Genomic DNA, 26,707 nt, shown 5'->3' on the forward strand with positions numbered 1-26,707 from the left:
CTCTCCGGCGGGTAAACCTAGCCTTTGGTTACGGATTATACGCCTTACCCGGCCCAGTCTCCATGCAATCATGATGTATCGATTCCAGCCGGCTGTGCGTAGGGCCCAGACTTCGGTATAGTATTCGCTTGCGTAAGTATTCTCGTCATCCTGTGTTTCACGACCGCAACGCCGACATCGTCGGCGCATGGACAGCAATCGATGCAGTCGTTCCCTTTTGCTTTACTGGCCATCATACTCTATTCCGGAGCCGCCCTGTGGCAGGCCCTGGCACTGGGGCGCCGTGTTTCCCAGCAGCCGACGTTGATTCGTGGCGCAGGCTGCGTGGCCCTAGCGTGTCACGGGGTCGTCATCGCTGGCGCCATCATCCATCACGGTGGGTTGAGCCTGGATCTGTTGTCGAGCCTCGTCCTCGCCAGTGGCGTGGTTGTCCTGCTGCTGTTAATCGTGAGCGTGGCATTGCCTCTCACCAATGCGTCTGTCGGCGTCTTTCCCCTGGCGGCAATCAGCCTGATCCTTATCATTGGTGCCAGCCCTGTCCCCGGGCGCGAACTGGGCCCGGGGATCGCACTCCATGCCATCAGTTCGGCTCTGGCCTTCGCGCTACTGATCATCGCTGCCGTACAAGCCGTGCTGCTGGGCTTGCAGAACCACGCGTTACGTCACCATCATACCCTCGGTATCGTCCAGGCACTGCCGCCCTTGACGACCATGGAACGGGTATTGTTCAAACTCATCTGGGCAGGTGTCGGCTTATTGACCCTCTCCATCGTCAGCGGTTTTCTGTTCGTCGACAACTTATTTGCCCAGCACCTGGCTCATAAAACAGTGTTATCACTGGCTGCCTGGATCATCTTTTCGTTATTGCTGGCAGGACACCACCTGCTTGGGTGGCGTGGCCTGAAAGCGGTTCGTTGGACGCTTGGCGGTTTCGTTGTATTGCTTCTTGCCTATTTCGGGAGCAAGTTCGCCCTGGAGATCGTGTTTCATCGGGCCTAGCCCCGCAGTACCGAACCTTAGACGACCGTCACCTTGACACCTGTGCCGGTTATCCCTAAAAACAGCCAGACATGTCATCGAGGACCCTTCGATCTTGAGCGACGACTTCCCGCTCGGACTTCTGTTCGGCTTACTTTTTCTGCTCATTTGCCTGTCGGCTTTCTTTTCCAGCTCAGAGACAGGCATGATGTCGATCAACCGATATCGCCTGAATCACCAGGCCAGTAGCGGTGAATCCTCGGCCGTGCGCGTGACGCGCTTGCTGTCACGACCGGACCGCCTTATCGGCGTGATCCTGATCGGCAACAACTTCGTCAACAACCTTGCCGCATCGATCGCCACCATCATTGCAATCCATTACTTCGGCGAAGTCTCCGGCCCAGCGATTGCCACCACGCTTCTCACCATCGTGATTCTGATCTTTGCCGAGGTCACCCCCAAGACTTACGCGGCCATCAAGCCTGAACGGATCGCCTTTCCGGCTTCATTTGCCCTAGAGCCGTTGCTGAAACTGCTTTACCCATTGGTCTGGCTCGTCAATATTATCTCCAATGGACTGTTGCGGCTGACAGGGGTCAAACAGATCGACGGCAATGCCGCGAGTCTCGATCGCGATGAACTGCGTAGCGTCGTTCATGAGGCCGGGACGCTGATCCCCCATCGCCACCGTAATATGCTGCTCTCGATACTCGACCTGGAAAATGTCACCGTCAATGACATCATGGTACCTCGCCATGAAGTCGCCGGTATCGATCTGGATGACGACCTGGACAGCATCCTGGCCCAGATTCGCACCAGTCAGCATACACGGGTTCCCGTTTTCAAAGGCGATATCAACAACATCATCGGCATGCTTCATCTGCGCAATGCGGCACGTTTTCTTTCACGAGACCAGGTCACCAAGGCCGCCATCGTTCAAGAGGCCAGAGAGCCCTATTTCATTCCTGAATCCACCCCTTTGCATACGCAGTTACTCAACTTTCAGCAGCAAAAACGGCGCATCGGTATCGTGGTCGATGAATACGGGGATGTGGAGGGCCTGGTCACGCTCGAGGATATCCTTGAAGAAATCGTCGGTGAATTCACCACAGACGTCGCCGGTATGCAAAAGGAGATTCATCCACAGGACGATGGCAGCTATGTCATCGAAGGCACCGCCAATATCCGGGAGTTGAACAAGACACTCGGTTGGCAGCTACCCACCGATGGTCCCAAGACGTTGAACGGCCTGATACTCGAACATCTGGAATCCTTTCCGGATGGCCCAGCCTGCCTGCAGGTGGGGACAACGCGGATGGAAATCATCGACGTACATGACAAGTTGATCACTTCGGCACGGTGCTGGCAGCACGCCCGCCGGTCCCTGCGTAACGACTGAGCCTCTCGGTTATCCCCTGGAAAGAGACGATGCAGTGGGCGATGCCCACTGATCGGCTTCCTCTTTGAGGCGGCGGACATGCGCTTCGACTTCCCCCCGCCTTGCCTGCTCAGGGGTCAACGGAGGGCCAAAGTAAAGCGCCACTCTTGCCCGAACTCGCCTTGGCATCTTGGTCAGCGCCTTGCCACCACAATGTGACGTCCAGGACCCCCACAATCCAGCCAGCCCGGCAGGAACTACCGGCACGGGATCCCGAGCCAGGATGATATCCAACCCTCGGCGAAAGGGACGAATTTCACCATCGGGGGTCAAGCGTCCCTCGGGGAACAACATGACGACCTCCCCGTTACGCAACGCATGGCTTACCTCATCAAGCGCACGCCGCACACTCCCCGGGTCACGCCGATCGGCGTCGACGGGAATGGCACCCACGATGCGGAACCACCAGTTCAACCACGGCGACTCATAAATCGGACGATCCATGAGAAACCGCAATGGCCGAGGGCATCCCCCTCCCACGACCAACGCATCCATGAAACTGACATGATTACACACGACCAGCGCCGGCCCCCGCGTCGGAATATGGTGTCGACCCCGAAAGCGCAAGCGGTAGATCAAATGCACCAGAGTGAACACCATCAGTCGCAGGACCGGCCGGGGGCGCCGCACCATCAAGACGACACCGACCAGCAAGGCGACCAGTCCTAAACTGGCCACGAAACGCCGCTGTCCGATATCAAGCCAGGACAGTAGCGCCGTGGCGTATACCATGGCCAACACCATCGCAGCCGCATTGACGATGTTATTTGCCGCGATGATCCGACCACGATGTTCATTTCGGCTGATCAGCTGAAGCAGGGTGTAGAGAGGCACGACGAACAGGCCGCCACCGACGCCCACCAGAGAAAACCCCAACGCCAGTTGCCAGAAGGAGACGGCGTTAGAGACCTGCAAGGGCTGCCCATTGACTGCCAGCCCGGCGAGATATAAGCCGGCCCCCCCCATGATTGCCGCTCCGATGGATACCAACCCCATTTCCAGGCGACCGGCCGACAAGCGAGCACATAACAGGGCGCCAACGGCACCCCCCGTTGAAAAGGCCATCAACAAGATAGCTGTTTCCGCCTGGGCGCCTCTGTTAGCCACCGCTTCCCAGCTCGGCAGCGGCACCAGATAACAGGCAACGAGGAACCAGAACAGGCTGATACCGAGTATTGCCGGGAACACATGCCGTTCACGACTCGCCTGGCGCACCAATGTGCAAGGCGTAATTCCCACCGTCTCGATGGACGCTCGGCCCTGCGTCCGAATGAGCGGGATCTTCAGGCTGGCAACAAGTCCTGCCAAGGCAAGGACGGACAAGCTAGCCATCGCAACGATATGCCACCAGGGGTCGGGAAGGACAACAATGGAACCGGCCAGCAGGACCCCTGCCGGCATCGCAGCAAAGGTCCCGATCCCCATCCAGGCATTGCCATGCAACAACTCGGTCGAGGATACCAACTGCGGCAGGATGGCATACTTGACGGGGGCAAACAGGGCCGACTGTATGCCCATCATGAGCAATAATACGAGCAGCAAAATCTCGGCATCCATCGCGATAGCCGCGACAGCCATGAGGACAATCATCAGCTCCAGCAGTTTGAGCCGTCGGATAAGTCGCGACCGATCCAGCCGATCGGCCAACTTGCCGGCCCACCCCGACAACAACAGATAAGGCAGCAGAAAGAGGACAACCGCCAGATTGAGGACCAACCCCGAATCCCACTCCAGCCGCGGGATCGCCGCATAGGCCAGTGTCAGCAATAACACATGGCGAAACAGGTTATCATTGACGGCTCCCAACGCCTGGGTCCAGAAGAGAGCAGCAAAGCGGCGCTGGAGCAGCACCCTCAAACTCACGTTCCCCTCGGTGCCTGCCTAAGGCCTGCCAGGATGGTTATCAGCAGCTGCTCTATCAAGTCGCTGACTTCCAGCTGTTGCCCCCGCCAATATCCCAGACGTTCATTCAGCCCGAGCTGAACCAGCCCATGAACGCTTCCCCACAACGTCCGCGCCAATCGCTGTGCTTCCTGATCATCCAACGCTGGCTGATACTCTTTCAACGTCCCCTCGACCCTGACGAATAGCGCCTCAATGAGGTGATTCTGACGCTGATCGAGTTCACCTTCCTGGGCCAATGGATGATCAAACAGTAGTTGCCAGCGATAGGGCTCCTGTTCGGCGAAGCTCCAATACGCCATCGCCAGCCCCCTCAAGCGAGATTCCGGCCCGGCGTCGCTCAACCCTTCCATCGCATTGCGCAAATGCGAGAGAGTCTCGATATTGACGTGCTGAAGCAGATTACCGAAGCTACCGTAGAGTTTGAGTAGCGTACTGGGCGCACAGCCGACTTCTCTCGCCAGCGCCCGAAGCGACAGGGAGTGTACCGGATTGTCCTTGAGCCAGGCATCACATGCCGACATGACCTGGGCATGCAACGCCTCGGGCGCATGCTGTCTGGGACGTGCCATGATCACCTCGCATGTTGATAGGCTGACGGACAAGCCCCAGAATAGCGCAATCGAACACTGTTTTCGACCAGAATGTCGAATCTGATGCCAATCCGCCACCTGCTGCAGACGATCCACGAACGCCGCTGTCCTTCGTGATCACCCTCGCATGAATGGAGCTCCCATGGCCGGTCGACTCTATATACCTGCATTTGAACCGGAAACGCTGTTGAATCATTTACATGGCGACACATCCATGCATACCAGCCCCAACATGGCACCTCGACAGGCTGTCTCGATCATCAGGCAGGCTTCCCCGGGACATCGGCTGTCCAGTGCTTTCTGGGGCTTCACTCCACCATGGTTGAAAGTACTGGATCATGCCCAGCATTGTGCACGTGCCGAGACGCTGAGAAGCCGCCCGATGTTTGCCGAGGCCCTGGCATCACAGCGCTGCCTGGTGCCAGTGGGGGGCTTCTATGTGTGGAAACCCGCCCCACGCATGAAACAGCCGTTTCTGATCACGCGTCATGATAGGGGGCCTTTGCTGCTTGCCGGAATATGGACCCGCTATCCGACCTCCGAATCCCAGTATCATGACTCGATGGCCTTGATCACGGTGCCTGCACCGCCCTTTCTCGCCTCACTCACTGACCGTCTCCCGACCATCATTGCCCCGGACAGGGCGACCGAATGGCTGGATTCCGAAGCGTCCGGAGAGCATGCAGAGACGCTACTTTCTTCGTCCCCTGCGGAACTGTTGGGCGCATTTCCGGTATCAAGACAAGTGAATGATCCAACCTGCCAGGAGTGGTCCTGCGCCTACCCGACAGGCCCCATGTTCTGTCAGCATCACGTACAGGAGAGATGATGCCTACCCTAGCTGCTTGCATGTCCCGCTTAACGACGTACCGGCTCCCATGGACTATCTCGACAACAGGTGACATGCGTCGTATGCCGATTCCCATTCTGTCCATCCTGGTCATCCTGGCTTTCGTGACGACGGGGCATGTCAAAGCGGACGACGCCCCTGCCGAAGGTATCGCCGACATCGATACACCCAAGATCAGTGAGCACGATTCCCGGGAGTATCGCACGCTCGAACTCGAAAACGGCCTCGAAGTCCTCCTGGTCAGCGACCCTGAGGCAGATAAGGCAGCGACCTCCATGAATGTCGGGGTAGGAAGCGCCAATGATCCCGAGGACCTGGATGGCCTGGCACATCTGCTGGAGCATATGCTCTTTCTTGGCACGGACGACTACACAGACCCCGATGCCTACCAGAGCTATCTCAGTCGTCACGGCGGTAATCACAATGCCTTCACGTCGACACGCGACACCAACTACTTTTTCGACATCGAACCTGATGCCCTCGCAGGCGCCCTGGACCGTTTCAGTCGCTTTTTCATCGCGCCACTTTTCAACGCCGACCAACTGAGTAGTGAGCGGAGTATTGTTCATTCCGAATATCAATCGCGGATTCGCGATGATGGTCGCCGCGAGAACGACGTTCTCAACCAGCTTCTCAACCCGGATAATCCCACCACCGGCTTTTCAGTAGGCAGCCGCGAAACGCTCGCGGATCAGCCGGAGGGCGAGCCGAGCCTGCGCGAGCGCGTCATCGATTTCTATCATCGTTACTACGATGCCAATGTCATGCAATTGGCCATCGTCGCGCCACAGTCGCTCGATGAACTCGAAGACATGGTGCGGAAACGGTTCACCAATATCGCCGACAACGATCGTGAGCGTGAGACCATTGAGGAACCATTGGCCAATAAGGACGAGCTACCTCGTATCGTCTCAATGCAATCGCTGCGAGACAGCCGTAGCGTACGGTTCCTGTTCCCGATCCCCGACCCACATGAAGACTACCGGACCAAGCCGGCCGCGTATCTGGCCAACCTCCTGGGCCATGAAGGAGAGGGCAGCCTGTTGGCTGCATTACGTGATGCAGGGTTCGCCGATGGTCTATCGGCAGGCGTCAGCCGATCTGACGGCAATGAAGCCCTCTTCAGTATCGATATCAGCCTGACACCGGCCGGCGCTGAACACCTGTCACGCATCCAGGCCACCCTGTTCGAGGCCATCGAACTGATCAGGAAAGACGGCCTCGAAGAGTGGCGCTACGATGAGCAGGCCCAGCTTGCGGAACAGGAGTTTCGGTTTCAGCAGCATGGGTCCCCATTGCAAAGTGCCATGCGGCTGTCCATGAACCTTGCCTATTATCCTCTGGAAGACGTCAACTATGCTCCCTACCGCATGGACGGCTATGACGCCGAACAGATAGAAACGTACCTGCAGGCTCTGAATCCGGACAACCTGATACGTCTATACAGCGGCCCCGATGTCGATGGAGATCAACAGTCTCCCTGGTTCCAGGCGAACTATCGTATCCATGAAAAGGCCGACAGCTCGGCAGAGCCCCTTTCCGGCCTTTCTCTTCCGGAGCCAAACCCGTTTATCGCCAAGGACATGTCACTGCTCGATGAACAGGATGATGCACCGTCACTGTTGATCGATGAAGAGAGTTTCACGCTCTGGCACCAGGCACATAGCGGGTTCGACACGCCCAAGGTGGAATGGCGATTCAGCCTGCAGCATCCGGATGCTGCCACCAGCGCCAGGGAGGCCGTGCTTGCCCGGTTGCTGGCCGGATGGCTGGGAGATAGCCTGAATGAAACCTTCTATCCCGCTCGCTTGGCAGGGCAAAATTTCGACCCTTACGCCCACTCACGCGGCATGACGCTATCGTTCTCAGGCTGGCGTGATCGCCAGGAACTGGTCATGCATGAAGCGCTTTCCCAATTGGTGGAGGGGGACATCGATGAGGGCAGCATCGAACGGGTCCGCCACCGTCTCGAACGCGAGTGGCGCAACGAACCTCAGGATGCCCTCCATCGTCAAGCGAACCGCACCTTGAGCCAGGCGCTGATTCGTCCGCAATGGCCGACGGGCGACTTGCTCGCCGCGAGTGCCGAATTGAGTGCAGAAGATGTCCGCGAGTACCGTCGCCACTTTCTCGACAACCTGCGTATCGAATCGATGGTTATCGGTAATATCGATGAAGAGCAAGCGGCCCGTGCCGGACGCTTGGTGGCCGATGCACTCGAGCCTCGCCTGGAGGCAGACGATACTCCTCGGCTCGAGCCCCTAGCCATAACCAGCGAATTACCGACCCTGCATCCGGAAACCACCCGGAAGGAGCACGTCGTATTGCGCTATTTGCAGGGGCAAGACCGCAGCCTGGCCAGCCAAGCCAAGCTGGCCGTTCTGGGCCAACTGATCGAGTCCCCATTCTATGATCGCCTGCGTACCGAGCAACAACTCGGCTACGTCGTCAACGCTGGCTACTCCCCCATGCTCGATGCCCCCGGCCTGTCTCTACTGGTCCAGTCACCGGACACCGAGAGCGAAACGATCCAATCACACATCGATGACTTTCTCGACACGTTCAGTGACCGGCTCGACTCACTGAATGACGAGGATATCCAGGCATATCGCCAAGCAGTTCGAGACAGGCTGATGCAACGGGACAATTCACTGGGAGAACTGACCAATCGGCTTTGGTATGCTCTGGCTTACGGGGACACCGACTTCGATCGACGTGAACGACTCGCGGAGCAGGTCATGGAAGTGGATCATGAGGCGTTGCGAGAAACATGGGAATCATTACGTGGTGATGCTGTCGTCAGCGTTACCTACGATCCTGGCGACACCCCCAGCGACGTACTGGAGGTCGTATCGGAACTATCCCCCCTGCCAGAAGGCGAGGAGTGATGGCAATCGCCGACCACCGTCCAATCATAATGGGCCCTCCGGACGCCGGAGGGCCCATTATGACATAAGCGAAATCGTTCAATACTCAAACGCTTGGGGGGGCATGATGGCTTCTACGTGCATGACGAGTTCTTCGAGAATTTGTCGTTGCCGTTCACTCAGCGACTGCTGATTGAGTTCCTCGATGTGGCGTGCAAATTGCTGTAGCGTCAATGACACGACTGACGCATCGTTCATACGTGTCCAACGGTAGGCGTCCCATTGCATCTGTTCATCACTGGTAAGCGTATCGGGATAATTGCGTGCCCGATAACGGAACAGCATGTCTTCCAGACGAGGATCCTGAAAAGCGAATGCCGTCTCGGCCAGCTGGTAAGGGTCAGTCTCACGCACACGTTGCATCTCCTGACGGTCGGCTGGAGAAAAGAAACCGCCAGAGTACAACATCAGGTCCGGATCACTGCTCTCACCGGTCGGCGAGTCGGCGAATACCGAAGCCACTTTCCGCGCCACCTCCGGATGTTCACGCAACAGTTGCCAATGGCGCTCACATAGGTCCCGGTCGATCCCGGTGCGTTTGGCCACGGCATCATCGACAGCCGTCAGGGGCATGAGTACCGGACTCCGGTTGATGTGTATCACCTTCAAGGGAATACGGCTATCGCCTTCCGGTAACTCACTGGCACTTACGAAGACTCGTTCGTGAATCTGCTCTTCGGACAAGTCGAGTAACGGCGTCGGGTCTTCAGCCAAGTCATAGACAATGACGCCATTGGGATTAGTCGGATGCTCAGCAAGAGGCATGATCAACGCGCTACATGCCCGGCTCGCCGGATAGCGTCGGGAAACATGCAGCATCGGCTTGCCCGAGGGAATATCCAGCAGCTTAGCCACTTCACGCTTGCTACGCAGGTTCAACAGATAGGTAAACAGGCGCTCGTTACAGGACTTCAACAGACCCGCGAGCGCGATGGTTGCACGGACATCCGCCAGAGCATCGTGGGCTCCGACATGCTCGATACCATTGGCGACAGTCAGGTCCTCGAGCTTGAAGCTGGGAGCGCCATCATCGCGATGCGGCCATTCGATCCCCTCCGGACGAAGCGCATGGAAAGCTCGTACGACATCGATCAGATCCCAACGTGAATTGCCGTTTTGCCATTCACGTGCATAGGGATCCAAAAAATTGCGATAAAAGAGATGACGACTGACTTCATCATCGAAACGCAGGCTATTATAACCCAGTGCACATGTTCCCGGCTCGCTCATGGCCGCGTTGATCGCACCGGCGAACTCTGTCTCCGGCACACCATTTCGAGTCGCATGCTGAGGGGTGATGCCTGTGACAAGACAGGCCTGGGGATTGGGAATATCGTCATCGGCCGGTCTGGCGTACAGCTCTATTGGCTCACCGATTTCATTGAAGTCGGCATCTGTACGGATGGCGGCAAACTGAACCGGACGATCACGGCGCGGATCCGCCCCGAAGGTTTCATAATCGTGCCAGAGAAATGTCTTTGGAGCGGCTTGAGGCTGCGCCATAGGGCGACTCTCCCACTATCATTGCCAGAGTGCGAAAGCCTAGCACAGACATGGGGCCTGGCTCAGCCGCTTTAGCCAGTGACTCCGTCACCCGTCGGATCCACGCTATGGCGCCAATAGTGTCAGGTGCGCGGCAACGTCACATTTAGCTCGAGCACCGAGCAATCCTCATCACGATCGAGATTGATGTTGATGGCATCCTGATCCACTTGAACATAGCGCCGGATCACTTCCAGCAGCTCACGCTCCAGCATCGGCATATAATCCGGCTGGTCACGCTGACTTCGCTGGTGGGCAACGATGATTTGCAGCCGCTCCTTGGCGACCGATGCCGATTTCTTGCGCTCACCCTTGAGAAAATCGAGAAGTTTCAACGACGACCTCCCCCGAACATACGGCTTAGCAGGCCCTTCTTCTGATATTCATGAAAGCGTAGCGGCACATCTTCACCCAACAAACGCGATACCGTATCGACATAAGCCTGACCTGCGTCACTCCCTTGATCGTGAGCCACAGGAATGCCCTGGTTTGAAGCGCGCAAAACGGCTTCCGACTCGGGAATCAGACCAATCAAATCGATAGCGAGTATTTCACGAATATCCTCGAGATTCAGCATATCACCATCATCCACGCGGGCCGGATTGTATCGCGTGATCAACAGATGCTCTTTCACGGGGTCTTCACCACGCTCAGCACGGCGAGTCTTTGATGCCAGCAGTCCCAATATCCTGTCAGAATCGCGTACTGAGGACACCTCGGGATTCGTGACGACCACGGCCGCATCCGCATAATACATGGCCAGCTGCGCCCCCTGTTCGATACCGGCCGGAGAGTCGCAGAGTATGTAATCAAAATCCTTGTTGAGTTCTTCCAAAACCCGTTCGATGCCTTCACTGGTCAAGGCATCCTTATCCCGGGTCTGTGAGGCCGGTAGTATGAACAGGTTATCGACCCGTTTATCCCGAATCATGGCTTGATTGAGACCGGCCTCGCCCTGAATGACATTGACAAGGTCATAAACCACACGCCGCTCACACCCCATGACCAGGTCCAGGTTGCGCAGCCCGACATCGAAATCGATAACGATGGTCTTGTTGCCCCTCAACGCCAAGCCGGTAGCAATTGCCGCGGCACTCGTTGTCTTACCAACCCCGCCTTTGCCCGAGGTGACTACAATGATCTTGGCCAAGATAAACGTCCTGTTGTTGATAGGAGATCGACAAATTGCCAACGTCGGAGATCGACGCTAATCCAGCGATGCCATGGTCAGTTGATCATCGCTCAACCGTACCTGAACCGAGCGCCCCAGCAAACGGGGGTCGACATCCTCCAGACGCTTGTAGTTGCCCGCAACGGATAGCAGCTCGGCATGCAATTCTCGGCAGAATATACCTGCGTCATGGTCGCCGTGGATACCCGCGAGAGCCCGCCCACGCAATGCTCCATAGACATGAACGCTACCGGCTGCCAACACTTCGGCTCCGGCATTGACAGCACCCACTACGACCAAGTCACCGTCAGGGGCTGTCAATTGTTGACCTGACCGTACCGTTCCACGGTATATACGTCCTCCGCTGGAAGCGGGGGCCTCTTCCTGCCGGGAGGTTGGTGTGTCTTCCTCATCGGAAGCCGGGGTATCGCTCCCGACACTCTCCAGGTTGCGCGACTTGATCTCCTGAGGAGGGAACCACCCCAATCCCAATGCCCAGGCGGATTGTTTTACCGGATCCGGCCCTCCCCGCACAGCGACAGGAAGCAATTTATGCGCACGGCACACGGCACAGATGCGCTCCAGTGCCAGATGCGGCTCATCCAGTTTTTCGACGCTCAGCACCACCGGCGTGTGCTGGAAAAAGGCTGGTGACTGACTCAGTTTACCGGCCAACTGATCACGTATTCTCTCCGGGTCAGCACTCGTCAATTCCATGACCGTCATGGGCAACATGCCACCCTTGAAAGTAAAGGCGAGACCCGCCCTGTCCACATTGAGACTCATTGCCGAACTCCAAGTCGGGTGATGAGAGTAAAACTAAGCGAGAGAAGACACTACTGCAACCGATCATACGACCAAGACCGATCACTGTCAGCGTCTCCATAAAGCAACACTTTCGTTTCTCACCTCTGTGGCAAGACTTTTCCGTTGTCGCAGCACATGATTAGATACTATTAGCGACACTCTTCGCCTTGCCAGGCTCACAGGGAAGCACTTTATATGATGTCAGGCTGGATACGCCATTGGTTCACTCCACGCTGGCAACACACGGACCCGCGTGTACGCCGACGCGCTGCCGAAAAACTCGACCATACACACCATGCAGATGTGCACCGACTCCTGCAGTTGGCCCAGGATCCGGACGGGGGCGTGAGACAGGCCGCCCTGTCCAAATTGAACGATGCGTCACAATTGCTTGCACTGCATGATACCGAGCATGGCAGCCCGGAGCTCAGACACCGGCTCGCGGTATTACTGACCGGCAGTGAAGCCGGTGGCTCGCTGGAAGAACGACTTGAGTTGGTAGCTCAGATCAACGATGCGACGTTGCTGGGTGATATCGCATTTCACGGTGATAACCAGCAATTGAGATTGGCAGCGCTGGCCCGCATCACTGACGAAGACGCCCTGATCGAGCAGGCTTGCACAAACGGCATTGCCGCTGTTCGCCATGCCGCCGCGACACGGGTTACCAGCGAGGAGGGACTGCGACAGTTAGTCCGACGTGCCAAGCGCGACAAACAAGTGGTCCGCCTCGCGAGAGAGAGACTCAACAGGAAAAAAGTCGATAGCGCACAGCTGGAGGCGGCCAAAGCCAAGCGGGAACAGCTGCTCCACGCACTTGAAGAACATGCCAGGACCCCGTGGGAGCCCTTATATGCCGGACGCTACCGACATCTGCAACGCGAGTGGGAAAAACTGGGCGATCTACCCAGTGCCGATCAGGAACACCGTTATCAAGAAGCTTGCCTGAAGTGCCGCAAGACGATTACTGATCACGAGGCCCAGCAACATGCCCATGAAGCGGCAGACCAGAGACGGGAGGATGCCGATCACACCCGTGAAGAACTGATCGACGCACTGGAGGAAACACTCGCCGGATTGCGCAGGGAGACTCATCTGAGTGCCCAGGACATTGCCAGCCTCCGCTCTCAGAAGCAACTCTTGGCCACACGCTGGCAAAAACTTTCCGACCACCATGCCCCCGATGACAGCCTGCGTGAAAGATATGACCATGCTTTAGCCGATTACGATCACATTACCCAGGCATGGGAACGGTACAAACAGCGGCAACATCAGTTACAACAAGCATTGAACGACGATGACCGGGATGCACTGCAACAGCAGTTCGATGCCTGCCAATGGCCCTCCGACCTCCCTCCGACAAAATTATTGGATACCGCACGACATCGGCTCCAGCCCGACTCGTCGGCAGAAAAGCCAGAAACCTCTGTTCAGAAATTCTCTGAAGACCTGCATGAACTGGGACAATTACTCGACAAGGGGGCCTTCAAAAGCGCCAGCCGGCTATACCATACGTTGCGACACCAGCTCGAACAGTTGCCCACGGGAGAGCGGCATGCTCATGAAGTCACTCTGAAACGATTAGGCGCTCAACTCGCGGAATTACGTGATTGGCGTAGTTTTGTGGCGGGCCCCAAACGGGTACAACTGCATCAAGCCATTACTGAACTGGCTGATGATCAACGACTGAGCGAGCAGGAACTCGACCGTCGGCACCGCCAACTCGTCAAGGAGTGGAAGGCCCTTGGCGATGCGGCTGCCGACCGGGAACTGTCACGTGAGTTTCGCGCTGCTTCAGATCGCCTTCATGAGCGATTACGTCCATGGAAAGACGCGCTAGCAAAAAAGCGCGAGCAACACCTGGAAGCCCGCCGTCAACTATGCGAGCAACTCGAACAATTGCTGCAACAGCCTGACCCGCATGCCGATCCTGATGCCTTGCGCGAGATTCGCGACCGTGCCAGAGAACAATGGCGGCATCATTCACCGGTTCCGCGCGATCATGCCGAGGCCATTGGCCGCCGATTCGGCCGCTTACGTCATGAGCTCCAGGCGTTGATCGATCGCCGTGCTCAAGAGATCGCATCCGCCAAACAAGCGTTGATCGATGAGGCGACCTCACTGCTCAATGCCGACATGCCAGCCACAAAGCAGGCTGAACGGGTCAAGGAGTTACAGCAACGCTGGCGCACTTTGGGTCGCGCCGCCAAAGGCGAAGAGCAGCAGTTATGGAAAGAGTTCCGTAGCGTATGCGACCGTATCTTTGCCAGTCGCGATGCGGAAAGAGAGAACCGCTCCCAGCGGGTAAGGGAACGTCTGGAAACCATGCAGGCGCTGATCGACCGCCTGGACACCTGGCAACCATCGAACAGCCGGGAAACCCATATACTGGAACAGGCCATCGCGGAAGCTGAAGAGATCGGACCGTTGCCGACCGGACGGCGCGCTGAAGGTATGCGTCGTCGCTGGTCGGGCATCGTGAGAGCTCGTCGTGAACGCCTGGCAAGACTCGCGGTCAGCGAAGAAGTCGAACGCTGGCAGAACCTGTACCCTCTTCTCGAGCGACACCTGAGTGCTGACAAGGCCCTGCTGGATGATGGCGAGGAAGCCATCCAGGTAACTCCACCGGATGATCTGGAAGGCGACATGCTGGTGGCTCACCAGCGTCGTAACGCAGCTCGCCTCCAGCCGCCGACCTCGGACGACGTGGAAAACGCCCTCATACGGCTGCGCGTTCACCTCGCTTTACTGGCTGGAAGTCGTATTGGCCAGCAGGATGAACCTTTGCGTTTGGCCATTCAGGTCGAGAGGATCAATGACAACCTGGGCCGCGACCCATCCAAGGCCGACGAATTACATGACGTATTGAGAGAACTTCTGGCAACAGGGCCCGTACCGGCTGACTTGTGGGCTCGGGAGGCGCCGGAGCTTGACGCACATCTCACGCATTTACTCCGTATGCCGCCTCCCTGATCTACGTTACGAGGCGCACATGTGAGGATGCATCACCCTCATCCCATGAACTGCCCTCCATTGACATCCAGGTTGGCGCCGGTGATGAAACCGGACTCCTTGTCGGCCAAAAAGACGACGGCACGCGCGATCTCCTCGGGCGTGCCGAAACGTTTGACCGGAATGCTCTCGCGGATCGACTCTCTGACATTCTCCGGGATTTTCATGATCATGTCGGTAGCGATATAACCCGGCGATAGCGTATTGACCGTGATGCCTTTCGTAGCCGTCTCCTGGGCCAGCGACATGGTCAAACCATGCATTCCTGCCTTGGCAGCGGCATAATTGGCTTGACCGAACTGCCCCTTACGGCCATTAATGGAAGAGATATTCACGATACGACCATATCCCGTTTCCAGCATCCCCTCGATGACACTCCGACATGTGTTGAACACACTATTCAGGTTGGTATCGATCACTTCGTTCCACTGTACCGACGTCATCTTCTTCAACGTGCCATCACGAGTAATCCCGGCGCAATTGACCAGAACGCTCACTGGCCCATAAGTCTGGTGCATCTCACGAGCACCGGCCATACAATCATCGTAATTCGTCAAATCGACACCCGAGAGAGAAATATTGCTGTAGCCATCAGCATGTTGTCGCTCCAACCACTCCTTGGCCTTTTCAGGATTGTGGTAGCCTGCCACAACGTGGTACCCCGCTTTGGCCAACGCCTGACAGATCGCAGTCCCGATACCGCCGGTACCGCCGGTGACCCAAGCCACAGGTGCTGTGTTGGTCATAGATGGCCTCCCTGTAATAAATAGCGCGATTTTTGCTGCAGCCATGCCACGCCCTTCATGGCATAGCCGTCACCTGAACTATAGTATGGATACACTGGCTACGCTCACAGAAGCGTTGAATAAACTATTGACGCAGCGCAAAAAATAGGTAGAATCTTGTCTTGTCGATGCGGGGTGGAGCAGTCTGGTAGCTCGTCGGGCTCATAACCCGAAGGTCATCGGTTCGAATCCGGTCCCCGCTACCATTTTTTCGTCTGCCACTCTGATCCGAAAAAGACTGTCAGCGAGTTCAGTAGATATCCCCCGCTACGGGACGCTCCATACCAAGCCGTCCAATACCGGGCAACTTGAAGGCGGGATATCTCACATCAATCCCGACGGATAACCCCAGCAGATTGAACTCGACTCCTGCATCCAGCCCCACTGCGATACCCAGCACCCCCGACAGACTGAGTTGAACACCATGCCCTCCGGTAGTAGGAGCAATGCGTTCGTCGAACAGGAAATCCTTCCCTATCGCGGTATTCGGCAATGCCACCTCGAGTCCAGATACATTTCGTATGACCCAGGCCACGAAGGAATTGCTGTTCGGTCCCGGCCAGGCACGATATTGTTGAGATGCAGGGTAATAATCGACTGCCGCATCGATCTGTGGAATCAAGGCTTGTGCAGATTGCCCACGATAATCGGCTAATAGTTCCGGAATGCTGCCGTACCAGGCCCGATCCGGCACACCGGTATTGATGACAACAGTAGGTCGCCGCCAGCTGAGCACCTGATAGATGCGATAATGATTTGCCCCTTCTTCCTTGGTGGCAATCCAGGTATGAACCCCAAAGGCTCCACGCCAGTGGTAAGCCCGTGCAGAATACACCTGCACTACAGCTTCCTGAACCTGATCGGCAGCGGGAGCCAACCCGGCAGACGACCGGTCTGCGCTGGACCAGTGGTGGTCCAGCGTCACCTGCGAACTCGCAAGCATCAACAGCGGTCCAGACAGTAACAGGATAAGGCTCAACAGGGCGGCCACTGCCACTTTGGCGAGTCGTTTCATTGCACATCCTCGGAAGCAGGGTCCCAATGGCTAATGGCCAAATGTGCCGCCCTTGAATATGGCCGATATGGCCCGCATTACTACGATAAACTGCAGCATTTATATATAAGGTATAAGGGTACCCCATGGCGATCATAGATCCGAATAGCGGCGCACCGCTGACCAATCCCGACGATGTCTCCTCTCCTTCCGGTCAATCCGTTGACCCGGCGGACTATATCGTGGATATCGATATGAGCAACTTCCAGCAGGTCGTACTGGAAGGCTCAATGCAGACCCCGGTTCTCCTGGACTGCTGGGCACCATGGTGTGAGCCTTGCAAGAACCTGATGCCTGTACTGGAAAAACTAGCCAAGGAGTATCAAGGGGCTTTCGTTCTGGCCAAGCTCAATATAGAAGAGCACCAACAGATCGCAGCACAGCTTGGGATTCGCTCTGTCCCCGATGTCAAATTGATCATGCAGGGGCAACTTTACGACCAGTTTCAGGGAGCTTTACCCGAAAGCCAGATTCGCGAATGGTTGTCACAATACATTCAAGCCCCCGGAGACGCTCCGGCCTCTCCAGAAGAACAGGCGCAGGCGGCTCTCGATGCCGGTGACGCGACGACGGCAAGATCCATCTACCAGCAACTGGTTCAAGAAAACCCGACGCACTATGACTACCAGGTGGCCCTGGCCAGCGCCACACTGGCAGATGGAGAGGCCGACAAAGCGCGCAACCTGCTCGACAGCCTTCCACCGGAGCATCGCGACAGCCCTCAGGCAAAAGGGGTTCGCGCCAGAATCGAGTTCGGTGAAGAAGCGCCGGATCGAGAGGAGCTCGATGAGCTGGAAGGTCGAAATGACAGCGAAGCCATCTACAAGCGGGCACTGCGGCACGTCGCCGATGGCGACTACGAAACTGGACTGGATGCCTTACTGTCGCTGATGCAGACCGATCGCGCTTATGGAGACGATGCGGCTCGCAAGACACTGCTCCGGGTCTTCGATGCATTAGGAGCCGATCATCCACTGACAGTCACGTATAGACGCAAACTGTTTGCCATGCTCTATTGACTGCTTGCAGACATCATTTGCCCCAATCGCCACAATGCCTCGGCGAGCCGGTCCGGAGTGGTGCCGAAATTGAGGCGGGCGAAGCCTGGCCAACCGAAGTCGGCGCCATCGGATAACGCAACGCGCCCCGAGTTCAACAACGGAATGGTTGGCGACTCGCCGAGTCCAGTATTGCGCAAGTCCAACCATGCCAGATACGTGGCTTCCGGCCAATGCAATTCAGCACCCGACCAGTTCGTCACGGCGCTACTCAACTGTGAACGGTTCGAACGCAATGTTTCCAGCAGTGCTTGTCGCCAAGGCTCTCCATGCAAGTAGGCAGCTTCGGCGGCAACCAGGCCCATAATATTGGGTTCAGGTCGCAAGCCACGTGTTCCAGCCATGAACCGCTGTCGTAGTGCACGATCAGGAATGACGGCACAAGCACAGGTCAGTCCCGCAAGGTTAAAGGTCTTCGAGGGGGCCCAAAGGGTGACGATACGCTCGGCTAACTCGGGAAACCGATATGCTAATGGCTGATGACATGCGCCTTCATCAAGCAGCAAATCACAGTGCAACTCATCCGAGACGATGATCAGATCATGGCGTTCAGCCAGTTCCGCTACAACCGATAGCTCCCAGTCACGCCATATGTGGCCCGTCGGGTTGTGAGGATGACACCACAGCAGCATGCGAGTTTCAGGCCGTATCGTCGCTTCGATGGCCTCCGCATCGAGGCTCCACTCGTCACCTGATGTCGATGGTGCCGAAAGTGGTACCGTTTGCGACTGTCGTCCGTGCTGACATGCCACTTTCAGAAAGGGGGGATAGATCGGCGTAACGGTCATGATTCCATCACCCGGCTCGGTCAACGCCTGACAGGCCAAGTGAAGCGCCGGAACGACACCAGGCAGCCATACTTGAGACCGCGGCTCGATACCCCAGCCATAATGGGTATCACTCCATCCACACAGCGAGTCACGTAGACTGTCAGGAATACGCCCATAGCCGAACACACCATGTTCGACACGTCGATGCAGCGCCTCAATGACGGCCGGGGGTGACGCAAAATCCATATCCGCCACCCAGAGAGGCAATACATCGCTGTCATACCGTTGCCATTTCTGCGAAGGCCAAGGCTGTCGACGCTCGATTGGCATGGCAAAATCGAAAACAGAACGTCCATCAGTCACGTTTGATAGCTCCATAACCTTGAGGATACGTATTACACATGCCCAATAGCCCTTTCTATGCCAAGGCGATGCGAGGGAAAACACGTCTGGTAGGCCACTGGCTTCAGTTGGGAGACGCATCGCCGGACCGTTTGGCCATGATTCTCGCCGATACGGCCCGTTTGGCCAAACTGGGCGAACCGGATGAGACGCCAGACGGTGCCACCCTGGAAGCCTGGAGCAGGGACTCCATGCCGCCACTGTGGGCTGCACGCGCCGTCGTTTTCCTTTTGGTGCAAATGCCCACGCGTCCTGTACCACACGATGATTGTGAAGCTTGCGCCTGGGCCTATTGCTGGTTGCGAAATCGTCACTTTGAACGACTAGACGAGGCCTGGCAGGCACTACCTGAGCACTTGCAGAGCCGACTTTGGCCTGCCCTGGAGATGGCCTGGAATGACCAAAAGGAACTACGACTGATCTGATTTCGATCTAGCCATGCCGACGCTTAGGGCGAAACCCATCCGGTTTGGTCGAGAGCCATTCGACAAACGTTCGGATACTTTCATGGGACATCAAGGCATCACGGCTGCAATAACCATCCGCCATTTCCCGCTCGCTGAGCACATGATGTATGTGGCGATGGCAAGCGTGACACAACCAGAGAATCGAGGTCTGCCGCTCAACACGGCTGAATCTTTTGCGATACTTGGCCTTACCATGCAGGGATCGAGGAATCAGATGATGCTTGGTCAGTGGTGCTGCCCGACCGCAAAGTTCACATCCGGAAGGACGAGGAGGAGGTGAATACTCATGTCCCGACGGCATGACAGTCCCCTCTGAATCAACAAATCAGGAAGTTATGTTTACTGCGGCTCGGTACCGCACAACGAGCCGATGCAACACTTGACCGACTCTGCTCGCCGAGTAATGCTGGATAGCATACTAGCAAGGACAGCATCATGTTTGTTCGAACCATTGAACCTGCTTTCTACGATACCGATGCCCTTGGCCACATCAACAACACTCGGCTTCCAGCCTGGTTCGAGTGGGCTCGCAATGACCTGTTCAAACTTTTCACACCGGATCTCAACCCCACTAGATGGACCCTGATCATGGCCCGTCTGGATGTCGAGTTCCATGCCGAGCTTCATTTTGGTAAGGAGGTAGAAATTCGCACTTACCTGAGCCGGCTTGGCAATAGCTCGTTGACTGTCACCCAGGAAGCCTGGCAGGAGGGAAATCTTGGGGCTCGGGGGAACGTCGTTCTGGTGCACTACGACCATGAGCTCAAGCAGGCCGTACCCATAAGCGGCGCGTTGCGACGGGCCTTACAAGTCCATCTGGTGGAGACGACAGCAGGAACCATGTCATGACGCCGGCGGTACGGCAGCTGACACAAGCCAAGGTCCCCTTTGAATTGAAGGAGTACTCTCACGATCCCAAAACGCCTGCCTATGGAGAGGAGGCCGTCAAGGCGTTAGGCCTTTCTGCCGATGCCGTATTCAAGACATTGCTCGCTCGTCTTGAGGATGGTCGACTTGTCGTTGCCATACTGCCAGTATCACGTCAATTGAACCTCAAGGCATTGGCCAAAGCCGCCTCTGCCAAAAAAGCCACCATGGCCGAGCCGGCAGAAGCGGAACGAGTTACCGGCTACCTTGTCGGAGGCATCAGTCCACTGGGACAGAAAAAGGCCTTACCGACCTTCATCGATAACACAGTTGAGCAACTGGATCTTGTTCACGTCAGTGGCGGTCGTCGCGGTCTGGAGATCGCCCTGGCTCCCAATGACCTCAAGCACTTGACGAAAGCGACGCTGGCTTCACTGACCCAAAAGTGAGATGTTTGCGCTCCTTGATGGTCATAGCCATACACGGTCAAGCAGGAACCCAAAATGGCCATTCGCTACACACTGTGGCTCGACCCGGACAATCATGCCCTTCATAGCATCGTGGAAGCCGACCTGGAACACTACTTTCTGGAACGTTTTGCCGATTATCCTCATATACGCTTGTTCGGCGAGGACCCCTACGATTATGATGCGCCGTTCAATCGCCTGTACGATGTTCTGATTGCGCGGGCCGCCGAGTATTGTGAACGACAGTGGCAGTATGTACCCACACCGATTCAACTCAACAAGGCGTTCTTCCTGGCAGTAGGACATTCGACCAAGTTCATTAGAGATACCCCATGGTGACCCAAGTCGATCAGGCACCTGATCAGTATCAACTCGACATCATAGCCAAGCAGTTGGGGAAGGCTCCCCTAGGTCTCGACGCCATCGCGGCCAGCGATGAACAAGGTGTTCCCTTGGTACTTCGCATGTCGCCTATCATCGATGGCAGGCCATTTCCCACCCTCTATTGGCTATGCGATACCCGGCTCAACCTCGCGCTATCGAAACTCGAAGCCAAAGGGCTCATCAAGCAACTGGAATCCCGGCTGAGTGAAGATACCGCACTCCTCGCCGCTTACCACCAAAGCCATGAAGACTATGTCTCGCGTCGCTGGCATTACATGACACAGGCCCAACGGCAGCAGATAGAGAGTCGAGGGTATCGCAATATACTCGAATCACGCGGCATCGGCGGCATCAGCAACTGGAATCAAGTTCGCTGTCTGCATATGCAATATGCTCACCACTTGTGCGGCAGTAACGTGATCGGGGAGTGGCTTGACGCCGAATTCAGCATCGCAGACAGTCTGTCGACCTAACCGTTCCATTTCCATTCTTGACAAGGACTTTCAGTCAGTGGCTTCGATTTGTGTCTATCTAGGCTCCCGCGAAGGGCGAGAGCCCCATTTTCGGGAGGCAGCCGCAGCCTTGGGTCATGAAATAGCACAGCGTGGACACCGCCTGGTTTACGGCGGCGGCCGCATCGGTCTCATGGGAGCTATCGCGGATGCCACACTAGCTGCTGGCGGCAATGCCCTGGGAGTCATGCCGACGCATTTAATTGAACGTGAACAGGCGCATTATGGTCTGACGAAGTTGATCCATGTAGACGACATGCATCAACGCAAGGCGACGATGGCATTGCATGCCGATGCTTTTATCGCGCTGCCTGGTGGGATCGGCACATTGGAGGAGCTTTTCGAAAGCTGGACCTGGCAATACCTGGGCCTGCATGACAAACCCATCGGCGTTCTCGATGTCGAAGGTTTCTATACCCCCTTATTGCAATTTCTCGATACGACTGTCGAGTCCGGGTTTCTTGCTCCACAAACTCGAGCCACGCTATGCTCGGGCGCCACACCTAAAGCGCTGCTCACGGAACTGGAATCACGCCTCTAACATCTGTGTATGGATGTTGTTCTGCTATTCGCCCTCTCGTAATCGGTGAAGCGTTCATACGTGTTTCCGACACAGAGTCACTCAGAGCTAGGCCGGTGTCTAGAAGCATCAAGCGTGTGCTGATAGGTCAATTGCAACAGATGTGCATCGTCACCGGCCCGATGACGTTGAATGGCATTGTCCCGAATCAAGGCTTCCTTGGTGACCGTCCAGACACTCAGCTGATACTCATCAAGCAGACGGCGTAATGCCTCGAGGCGAAAGCGAGGCAGCATTCCCGCGTGGTGAAACAGCAACGACAACCAAGTGTTGTCATATCCCCAACTATCGCTATACGCCACTCCGATCTCGGTCAGTTCATCATTAAGCCAACGCGCGACTTCAATGATCGCGTGCCCCTCACGAACCAAGCGATCTCTGGAAATACCGTGAAGCAACTCAGCCTTTGGATCCCAATGAGTCCACTCTGACAACGGCTGCACGAGGAATGAACAATAGCTACCATCGGCACGCGCCAGTCCGACCTCTATGGGATAACTACCGCGTCCAAAGCCGGAGGCCTCGATATCGAGCAGAACTGGCAAGGTCACAAGGCTCCTTCCTCCACATCCCGAATGCGAACACGACAACGACCCGATGAGGGTTATAACCCATGACACTCCCAGCTTAAGATCCCATGAGATCCAAGTCGATCATCGTGTCATTCCGTCTCCTGGTTCCAGCATGGCATTCTGATCCGCAAGATGCTGCCAATAGGCTGCTTTGTTCAAGTCGACCGGCAATCCCAAGACGCCTTCTCGATACGCTTGGGCCAGGCGTCGAGCCGCCAATGGGTGGCCGGCTTCACCGGCACGCGCATACCAGGTGACAGCATGATCATTCCGGCTGGGGTACTGGGTACATCCATGTTCATAGATGCGACCGGCTTGATACTGTGCGCACCTCTCTCCACTGTGGGCAGCCTGGAGCACATACTGCGCTCCTCGAGCCTTGTCCTGAGGATTCACGGCACGCTGAAATAACATGTGCCCATAACGCGATAAGGCGGATGTATGTCCCGCTTCGGCACAACGTTGAAACAGGTGCATCGCGAAGCGTTGCGTACGAGGTGAGCGAGGCAGCCAACGTGCATGGCACAGTTGCTTTGCAAGGCGAAATTCAAGGTGGGTGAACAGTGACGATGCCTGCGACATGATAAACGACTCTGAATTCTGTGAGCGAATACAACCGCTTGTGGCAGAAACCTCCTGCCATCATCCAGCTTTCATCATTCATCGGCCGGCACCGCCGGGCGATGGGAGGGCAAGGATACGCTCACCACGTCAGCGACTCAACCCTCCGATATTTGCCGAGCAACCGCCCCGCGGCTAACATGCGATTTCATATAGCGATCCCTTCAAACAGGAGAGATGGATGCAGACCCGACCTCTTGGCGATACCGGCATTCACGTCAGTCGTTTGTGCTTGGGTACAATGACATTCGGAGAACAAAATACGGAAGCTGAGGCGCATGAACAGTTGGATCGAGCGGTGGCTTTCGGCATCAATTTCATCGATACGGCTGAAATGTATCCTGTCCCTCCCAAGGCCGATACCCAGGGCAGAACCGAGTCCTATATAGGTAGCTGGTTGCGACGCCGTCAGTGTCGTGACGATGTCATCATAGCGACTAAAGCGACAGGCCCAGGACTTGAGCACATACGTGGCGGTCCACGGCTGACGCGCGATCACCTTCATCAGGCCATCGATGGTAGTCTGTCGCGGCTCCAAACGGATTACATCGACCTCTATCAGTTGCACTGGCCGGATCGTCACACCAACTTCTTCGGTCAGTTAGGGTATACCCCCGATGACGATGAAGATGCGACGGCGCTGGAAGAGACGTTATCAGCACTCAAGGAACTGGTTGATGCTGGGAAAGTAAGAGCCATAGGCCTTTCCAACGATACACCTTGGGGAGTCATGCAATGTTTACGTCTCGCTGAAACCATGGACGTGCCCCGTGTCGCCAGCATACAGAACCCCTATAACTTGCTGAATCGAAGCTTTGAAGTTGGACTGGCCGAAATCGCACACCGAGAATGCGTGGGGCTGTTGGCCTACTCCCCCCTGGCATTCGGCGTATTGTCCGGGAAATACCTTGACGGCGCTCGTCCACCCAAAGGACGTTTGACGCTTTTTGAACGCTTCAAGCGCTATACATCAGAAGCTGCTGAACAAGCAACCCGTGCCTATGTCAAAATCGCTCGCCAGCATGGCCTGGATCCCGCTCAAATGGCACTGGCCTATGTCAACTCCCGTCCCTTCCTTACCAGCAACATCATCGGCGCCACGACCATGGAACAACTCGAGACCAATTTGGCCAGTGAAGGACTGCGCCTTGACCAGGAAGTCATCGATGCGATCGAGAATGTGCACAAGCGCTTGCCTAATCCTTGCCCCTAGAGAAGCATCATGGGCTATCAGAACGATAGCCCCGTCGTCCATTGCAGCTTGATATACTCACAGTCAAATCATTTGGATGGCAGGAGCCCGTATGCTGAGTGTTATTTCACCGGCCAAGACATTGGATTTCGAATCCTCGCCCACAACAGCCACATATACGCAGCCTGACTTTCTCCCGCAAAGCCAGCAACTGATTGACATCCTGCAAGAGTATTCTCCCCAGGATCTGTCAGAGTTAATGGGAATCAGTGACAAGCTCGCTGGTCTCAATGCCGCGCGTTTTGCCGAATGGCACCCCTCATTCGACTTGGACAATGCGAAGCAAGCAATACAAGCTTTCCAGGGTGATGTGTATATCGGTTTACAGGCCAATAGTTTCAATGAAGCCGACAACGAATTTGCCCAAGACCATCTTCGAATTCTCTCCGGCTTATACGGGATGCTTCGACCGCTCGACTTGATACAGCCTTATCGCCTGGAAATGGGGACCCGATTGCCCAACCCTGCAGGAAAGGACCTGTATGCATTCTGGAGAGACACCCTGACCACTGAACTTGACAAGGCACTTGAGAGCAGTGGCTCTCCTGTGCTGGTTAACCTGGCCTCCAACGAATATTTCAAGGCTATCGATACCAAACGGCTTAATGCTGATGTCATTACACCCGTTTTCAAAGATGCGAAGAATGGTCAATACAAAATCATCAGCTTCTATGCCAAGAAAGCCAGAGGGTTGATGTGCTCCTGGATGGTTCGCAACCGGTTGAACAACCCCGATGATTTGAAGGATTTCACTATCGAGGGGTATCGCTTCAATGCCGCGATGTCAGAGGGCAATACGCTCGTTTTTACCCGTGACGAAGCTACATCAAATGATTGAAAGGCTACCCCCAAGGGGTGCAGCGTTGGACATACCACCATCCGACAAAAGCCGGGCAATAAGCCCGGCTTTTTCAACTCCGACCTTGCAAGAGGAAATCAGTTTTCTTCCTCTTCCATTTCATCGGCCTCTTCTTCAACCTCATCTGCGGCTTCTTCAGCCTCGTCGGACGCTTCATCCTCTGTTTCGTCCGCTTCTTCGGCCATCTCGTCACCAGCCTCTTCTGTCTCCTCAGAAGCTTCATCCATCTCTTCTTCTGCATTCTCACCAGCATCTTCAGCAGACTCTTCCATTTCGTCCGCTTCTTCTGCTACTTCATCGCCAGCTTCATCAGCGGCTTCTGACATCTCGTCACCAGCGTCATCGGCCTCTTCCTCAAGCTCCTCAGCGCCTTCCTCCATGGCATCACCGGTTTCCTCGGCACCTTCATCAATTTCTTCGCCAGCCTCTTCTGCGGGCCCTTCGTCGTCATCATTATCGCAGGCGACAAGGCCTCCCAGCATCAAGGCCATCAACAGTGCTATACCCAACTTGCGGATCATGGTCGTCTTCATTGCAATCTCCTCCTGAGATAGTCCCTGACTGTCCAACAGTTACAACCTTCTAATCGTATCTGCTGTCCTGGCTCCAGCTACATGAGCCATTGTATTCAAAAGTAGCAGATTGATATATGCAAGGAATTTGAAGACTTGTCTCTTATGCCCGACATTCCAACGCGACCAGCTCACATCGCCTTGCCCCGGCCGGGCCCATCGACGACCCAAAAAAAATCCCCCGGGGGGTTCCCGGGGGATTGTCATGTGAGGGCCTGACGATGACCTACTCTCGCATGGGGAAGCCCCACACTACCATCGGCGC

At 56.0% G+C, this 26,707-nt stretch carries 26 protein-coding genes and 1 tRNA gene; 15 read left to right on the top strand and 12 right to left on the bottom strand.

What is annotated here, in order from left to right:
* Positions 1 to 201 precede the first annotated feature (201 nt).
* Both BLW01_RS05840 and BLW01_RS05845 read left to right on the top strand, forming a co-directional pair.
* Positions 202 to 999 carry a cytochrome C assembly family protein gene (locus tag BLW01_RS05840; protein ID WP_092568534.1) on the top strand — a complete coding sequence of 266 codons (798 nt, stop codon included), beginning with the start codon at positions 202 to 204 and terminating at the stop codon, positions 997 to 999.
* A gap of 94 nt (positions 1,000 to 1,093) precedes the next feature.
* Positions 1,094 to 2,377 carry an HlyC/CorC family transporter gene (locus BLW01_RS05845; protein ID WP_092568535.1) on the top strand — a complete coding sequence of 428 codons (1,284 nt, stop codon included), beginning with the start codon at positions 1,094 to 1,096 and terminating at the stop codon, positions 2,375 to 2,377.
* A 9-nt stretch (positions 2,378 to 2,386) separates the two neighbouring features.
* Here BLW01_RS05845 and BLW01_RS05850 read toward each other — a convergent pair whose 3' ends face one another.
* Positions 2,387 to 4,279, bottom strand: a complete 1,893-nt coding sequence (locus BLW01_RS05850; protein WP_092568536.1) for an MFS transporter — start codon at positions 4,277 to 4,279, stop codon at positions 2,387 to 2,389.
* Positions 4,276 to 4,890: a TetR/AcrR family transcriptional regulator gene (locus tag BLW01_RS05855; protein ID WP_092568603.1), complete on the bottom strand. Its 615-nt coding sequence runs from the start codon at positions 4,888 to 4,890 to the stop codon at positions 4,276 to 4,278. The genes BLW01_RS05850 and BLW01_RS05855 overlap by 4 nt, the downstream gene beginning before the upstream one ends.
* A gap of 163 nt (positions 4,891 to 5,053) precedes the next feature.
* Between BLW01_RS05855 and BLW01_RS05860 the strand changes: the two genes are divergently transcribed.
* Both BLW01_RS05860 and BLW01_RS05865 read left to right on the top strand, forming a co-directional pair.
* Positions 5,054 to 5,740, top strand: a complete 687-nt coding sequence (locus tag BLW01_RS05860; protein WP_092568537.1) for an SOS response-associated peptidase — start codon at positions 5,054 to 5,056, stop codon at positions 5,738 to 5,740.
* Between the two features lie 83 nt (positions 5,741 to 5,823).
* Positions 5,824 to 8,649: an insulinase family protein gene (locus BLW01_RS05865; RefSeq protein WP_092568604.1), complete on the top strand. Its 2,826-nt coding sequence runs from the start codon at positions 5,824 to 5,826 to the stop codon at positions 8,647 to 8,649.
* Positions 8,650 to 8,727: 78 nt separating this feature from the next.
* On the opposite strand, the gene sbcB is transcribed toward BLW01_RS05865, so the two are convergent.
* The 4 genes from sbcB to minC form a co-directional block, all read right to left on the bottom strand.
* Complete coding sequence (sbcB, locus tag BLW01_RS05870) at positions 8,728 to 10,191, bottom strand: exodeoxyribonuclease I (RefSeq protein ID WP_092568538.1); 1,464 nt, start codon at positions 10,189 to 10,191, stop codon at positions 8,728 to 8,730.
* A gap of 122 nt (positions 10,192 to 10,313) precedes the next feature.
* A complete protein-coding gene (gene minE, locus BLW01_RS05875) occupies positions 10,314 to 10,565 on the bottom strand; it encodes a cell division topological specificity factor MinE (protein ID WP_092568539.1) in 252 nt (83 codons plus the stop codon).
* A complete protein-coding gene (minD, locus tag BLW01_RS05880; RefSeq protein WP_092568540.1) occupies positions 10,562 to 11,380 on the bottom strand; it encodes a septum site-determining protein MinD in 819 nt (272 codons plus the stop codon). The genes minE and minD overlap by 4 nt, the downstream gene beginning before the upstream one ends.
* 57 nt (positions 11,381 to 11,437) lie before the next feature.
* Positions 11,438 to 12,187: a septum site-determining protein MinC gene (gene minC / locus BLW01_RS05885; RefSeq protein WP_092568541.1), complete on the bottom strand. Its 750-nt coding sequence runs from the start codon at positions 12,185 to 12,187 to the stop codon at positions 11,438 to 11,440.
* Positions 12,188 to 12,403: 216 nt separating this feature from the next.
* On the opposite strand from minC, the gene BLW01_RS05890 reads away from it, so the two are divergent.
* Positions 12,404 to 15,181, top strand: a complete 2,778-nt coding sequence (locus BLW01_RS05890; RefSeq protein WP_229806392.1) for a DUF349 domain-containing protein — start codon at positions 12,404 to 12,406, stop codon at positions 15,179 to 15,181.
* Between the two features lie 38 nt (positions 15,182 to 15,219).
* On the opposite strand, the gene phbB is transcribed toward BLW01_RS05890, so the two are convergent.
* A complete protein-coding gene (phbB, locus tag BLW01_RS05895) occupies positions 15,220 to 15,966 on the bottom strand; it encodes an acetoacetyl-CoA reductase (protein WP_092568542.1) in 747 nt (248 codons plus the stop codon).
* Positions 15,967 to 16,134: 168 nt separating this feature from the next.
* On the opposite strand from phbB, the gene BLW01_RS05900 reads away from it, so the two are divergent.
* Positions 16,135 to 16,211, top strand: a tRNA-Met gene (locus BLW01_RS05900).
* Between the two features lie 44 nt (positions 16,212 to 16,255).
* Here BLW01_RS05900 and BLW01_RS05905 read toward each other — a convergent pair.
* The gene (locus tag BLW01_RS05905; protein ID WP_092568543.1) at positions 16,256 to 17,020 is read right to left on the bottom strand and encodes a DUF3750 domain-containing protein; all 765 of its coding nucleotides are present in this window, start codon (positions 17,018 to 17,020) and stop codon (positions 16,256 to 16,258) included.
* A 125-nt stretch (positions 17,021 to 17,145) separates the two neighbouring features.
* Between BLW01_RS05905 and BLW01_RS05910 the strand changes: the two genes are divergently transcribed.
* A complete protein-coding gene (locus tag BLW01_RS05910) occupies positions 17,146 to 18,078 on the top strand; it encodes a thioredoxin family protein (protein ID WP_092568544.1) in 933 nt (310 codons plus the stop codon).
* Here the strand turns inward: BLW01_RS05910 and BLW01_RS05915 are convergent.
* Positions 18,072 to 19,217, bottom strand: a complete 1,146-nt coding sequence (locus tag BLW01_RS05915; protein ID WP_229806398.1) for a MalY/PatB family protein — start codon at positions 19,215 to 19,217, stop codon at positions 18,072 to 18,074. The two genes, BLW01_RS05910 and BLW01_RS05915, sit on opposite strands and share 7 nt — an antisense overlap.
* 71 nt (positions 19,218 to 19,288) lie before the next feature.
* Between BLW01_RS05915 and BLW01_RS05920 the strand changes: the two genes are divergently transcribed.
* The 6 genes from BLW01_RS05920 (at position 19,289) to BLW01_RS05950 (ending at position 22,527) form a co-directional block, all read left to right on the top strand.
* Entirely contained in the window at positions 19,289 to 19,714 is a 426-nt protein-coding gene (locus tag BLW01_RS05920; protein ID WP_092568546.1) for a hypothetical protein, read from the top strand.
* Between the two features lie 477 nt (positions 19,715 to 20,191).
* Positions 20,192 to 20,605 carry an acyl-CoA thioesterase gene (locus tag BLW01_RS05930; protein WP_092568548.1) on the top strand — a complete coding sequence of 138 codons (414 nt, stop codon included), beginning with the start codon at positions 20,192 to 20,194 and terminating at the stop codon, positions 20,603 to 20,605.
* Positions 20,602 to 21,072, top strand: a complete 471-nt coding sequence (gene ybaK / locus BLW01_RS05935) for a Cys-tRNA(Pro) deacylase (protein ID WP_092568549.1) — start codon at positions 20,602 to 20,604, stop codon at positions 21,070 to 21,072. Before BLW01_RS05930 ends, ybaK begins: the two co-directional genes overlap by 4 nt.
* A gap of 54 nt (positions 21,073 to 21,126) precedes the next feature.
* On the top strand, positions 21,127 to 21,429 hold the full coding sequence (locus BLW01_RS05940; RefSeq protein ID WP_092568550.1) for a hypothetical protein: 303 nt from the start codon (positions 21,127 to 21,129) through the stop codon (positions 21,427 to 21,429).
* Positions 21,423 to 21,947, top strand: a complete 525-nt coding sequence (locus tag BLW01_RS05945; RefSeq protein WP_092568551.1) for a DUF501 domain-containing protein — start codon at positions 21,423 to 21,425, stop codon at positions 21,945 to 21,947. The genes BLW01_RS05940 and BLW01_RS05945 overlap by 7 nt, the downstream gene beginning before the upstream one ends.
* Before the next feature lie 37 nt (positions 21,948 to 21,984).
* On the top strand, positions 21,985 to 22,527 hold the full coding sequence (locus BLW01_RS05950; protein WP_092568552.1) for an LOG family protein: 543 nt from the start codon (positions 21,985 to 21,987) through the stop codon (positions 22,525 to 22,527).
* 77 nt (positions 22,528 to 22,604) lie between these two features.
* On the opposite strand, the gene BLW01_RS05955 is transcribed toward BLW01_RS05950, so the two are convergent.
* Both BLW01_RS05955 and BLW01_RS05960 read right to left on the bottom strand, forming a co-directional pair.
* Entirely contained in the window at positions 22,605 to 23,117 is a 513-nt protein-coding gene (locus BLW01_RS05955; protein ID WP_092568553.1) for a hypothetical protein, read from the bottom strand.
* A 102-nt stretch (positions 23,118 to 23,219) separates the two neighbouring features.
* A complete protein-coding gene (locus BLW01_RS05960; protein WP_092568554.1) occupies positions 23,220 to 23,720 on the bottom strand; it encodes a tetratricopeptide repeat protein in 501 nt (166 codons plus the stop codon).
* 220 nt (positions 23,721 to 23,940) lie between these two features.
* Between BLW01_RS05960 and BLW01_RS05965 the strand changes: the two genes are divergently transcribed.
* Positions 23,941 to 24,972 (top strand): NADP(H)-dependent aldo-keto reductase, encoded by a 1,032-nt coding sequence (locus BLW01_RS05965; protein WP_092568555.1) that lies wholly within the window; start codon positions 23,941 to 23,943, stop codon positions 24,970 to 24,972.
* 91 nt (positions 24,973 to 25,063) lie between these two features.
* Positions 25,064 to 25,849 (top strand): peroxide stress protein YaaA, encoded by a 786-nt coding sequence (yaaA, locus tag BLW01_RS05970; protein ID WP_092568556.1) that lies wholly within the window; start codon positions 25,064 to 25,066, stop codon positions 25,847 to 25,849.
* A 98-nt stretch (positions 25,850 to 25,947) separates the two neighbouring features.
* Here the strand turns inward: yaaA and BLW01_RS18645 are convergent, their stop codons facing one another.
* Positions 25,948 to 26,403 (bottom strand): hypothetical protein, encoded by a 456-nt coding sequence (locus BLW01_RS18645; RefSeq protein WP_229806393.1) that lies wholly within the window; start codon positions 26,401 to 26,403, stop codon positions 25,948 to 25,950.
* Positions 26,404 to 26,707: the final 304 nt, after the last annotated feature.

The sequence above is a fragment of the Aidingimonas halophila genome (genome assembly GCF_900106955.1).
Taxonomy (GTDB): Bacteria; Pseudomonadota; Gammaproteobacteria; order Pseudomonadales; family Halomonadaceae; genus Aidingimonas; species Aidingimonas halophila.

Coding starts and splice junctions, on each gene's coding strand:
- BLW01_RS05840 (WP_092568534.1), top strand. CDS start 202: ATGCAGTCGTTCCCTTTTGCTTTACTGGCCATCATACTCTATTCCGGA.
- BLW01_RS05855 (WP_092568603.1), bottom strand. CDS start 4,890: ATGGCACGTCCCAGACAGCATGCGCCCGAGGCGTTGCATGCCCAGGTC.
- BLW01_RS05860 (WP_092568537.1), top strand. CDS start 5,054: ATGGCCGGTCGACTCTATATACCTGCATTTGAACCGGAAACGCTGTTG.
- BLW01_RS05865 (WP_092568604.1), top strand. CDS start 5,824: ATGCCGATTCCCATTCTGTCCATCCTGGTCATCCTGGCTTTCGTGACG.
- sbcB (WP_092568538.1), bottom strand. CDS start 10,191: ATGGCGCAGCCTCAAGCCGCTCCAAAGACATTTCTCTGGCACGATTAT.
- minC (WP_092568541.1), bottom strand. CDS start 12,187: ATGAGTCTCAATGTGGACAGGGCGGGTCTCGCCTTTACTTTCAAGGGT.
- BLW01_RS05890 (WP_229806392.1), top strand. CDS start 12,404: ATGATGTCAGGCTGGATACGCCATTGGTTCACTCCACGCTGGCAACAC.
- phbB (WP_092568542.1), bottom strand. CDS start 15,966: ATGACCAACACAGCACCTGTGGCTTGGGTCACCGGCGGTACCGGCGGT.
- BLW01_RS05905 (WP_092568543.1), bottom strand. CDS start 17,020: ATGAAACGACTCGCCAAAGTGGCAGTGGCCGCCCTGTTGAGCCTTATC.
- BLW01_RS05910 (WP_092568544.1), top strand. CDS start 17,146: ATGGCGATCATAGATCCGAATAGCGGCGCACCGCTGACCAATCCCGAC.
- BLW01_RS05915 (WP_229806398.1), bottom strand. CDS start 19,217: ATGCCAATCGAGCGTCGACAGCCTTGGCCTTCGCAGAAATGGCAACGG.
- BLW01_RS05920 (WP_092568546.1), top strand. CDS start 19,289: ATGCCCAATAGCCCTTTCTATGCCAAGGCGATGCGAGGGAAAACACGT.
- BLW01_RS05930 (WP_092568548.1), top strand. CDS start 20,192: ATGTTTGTTCGAACCATTGAACCTGCTTTCTACGATACCGATGCCCTT.
- ybaK (WP_092568549.1), top strand. CDS start 20,602: ATGACGCCGGCGGTACGGCAGCTGACACAAGCCAAGGTCCCCTTTGAA.
- BLW01_RS05940 (WP_092568550.1), top strand. CDS start 21,127: ATGGCCATTCGCTACACACTGTGGCTCGACCCGGACAATCATGCCCTT.
- BLW01_RS05945 (WP_092568551.1), top strand. CDS start 21,423: ATGGTGACCCAAGTCGATCAGGCACCTGATCAGTATCAACTCGACATC.
- BLW01_RS05960 (WP_092568554.1), bottom strand. CDS start 23,720: ATGTCGCAGGCATCGTCACTGTTCACCCACCTTGAATTTCGCCTTGCA.
- BLW01_RS05965 (WP_092568555.1), top strand. CDS start 23,941: ATGCAGACCCGACCTCTTGGCGATACCGGCATTCACGTCAGTCGTTTG.
- yaaA (WP_092568556.1), top strand. CDS start 25,064: ATGCTGAGTGTTATTTCACCGGCCAAGACATTGGATTTCGAATCCTCG.
- BLW01_RS18645 (WP_229806393.1), bottom strand. CDS start 26,403: ATGAAGACGACCATGATCCGCAAGTTGGGTATAGCACTGTTGATGGCC.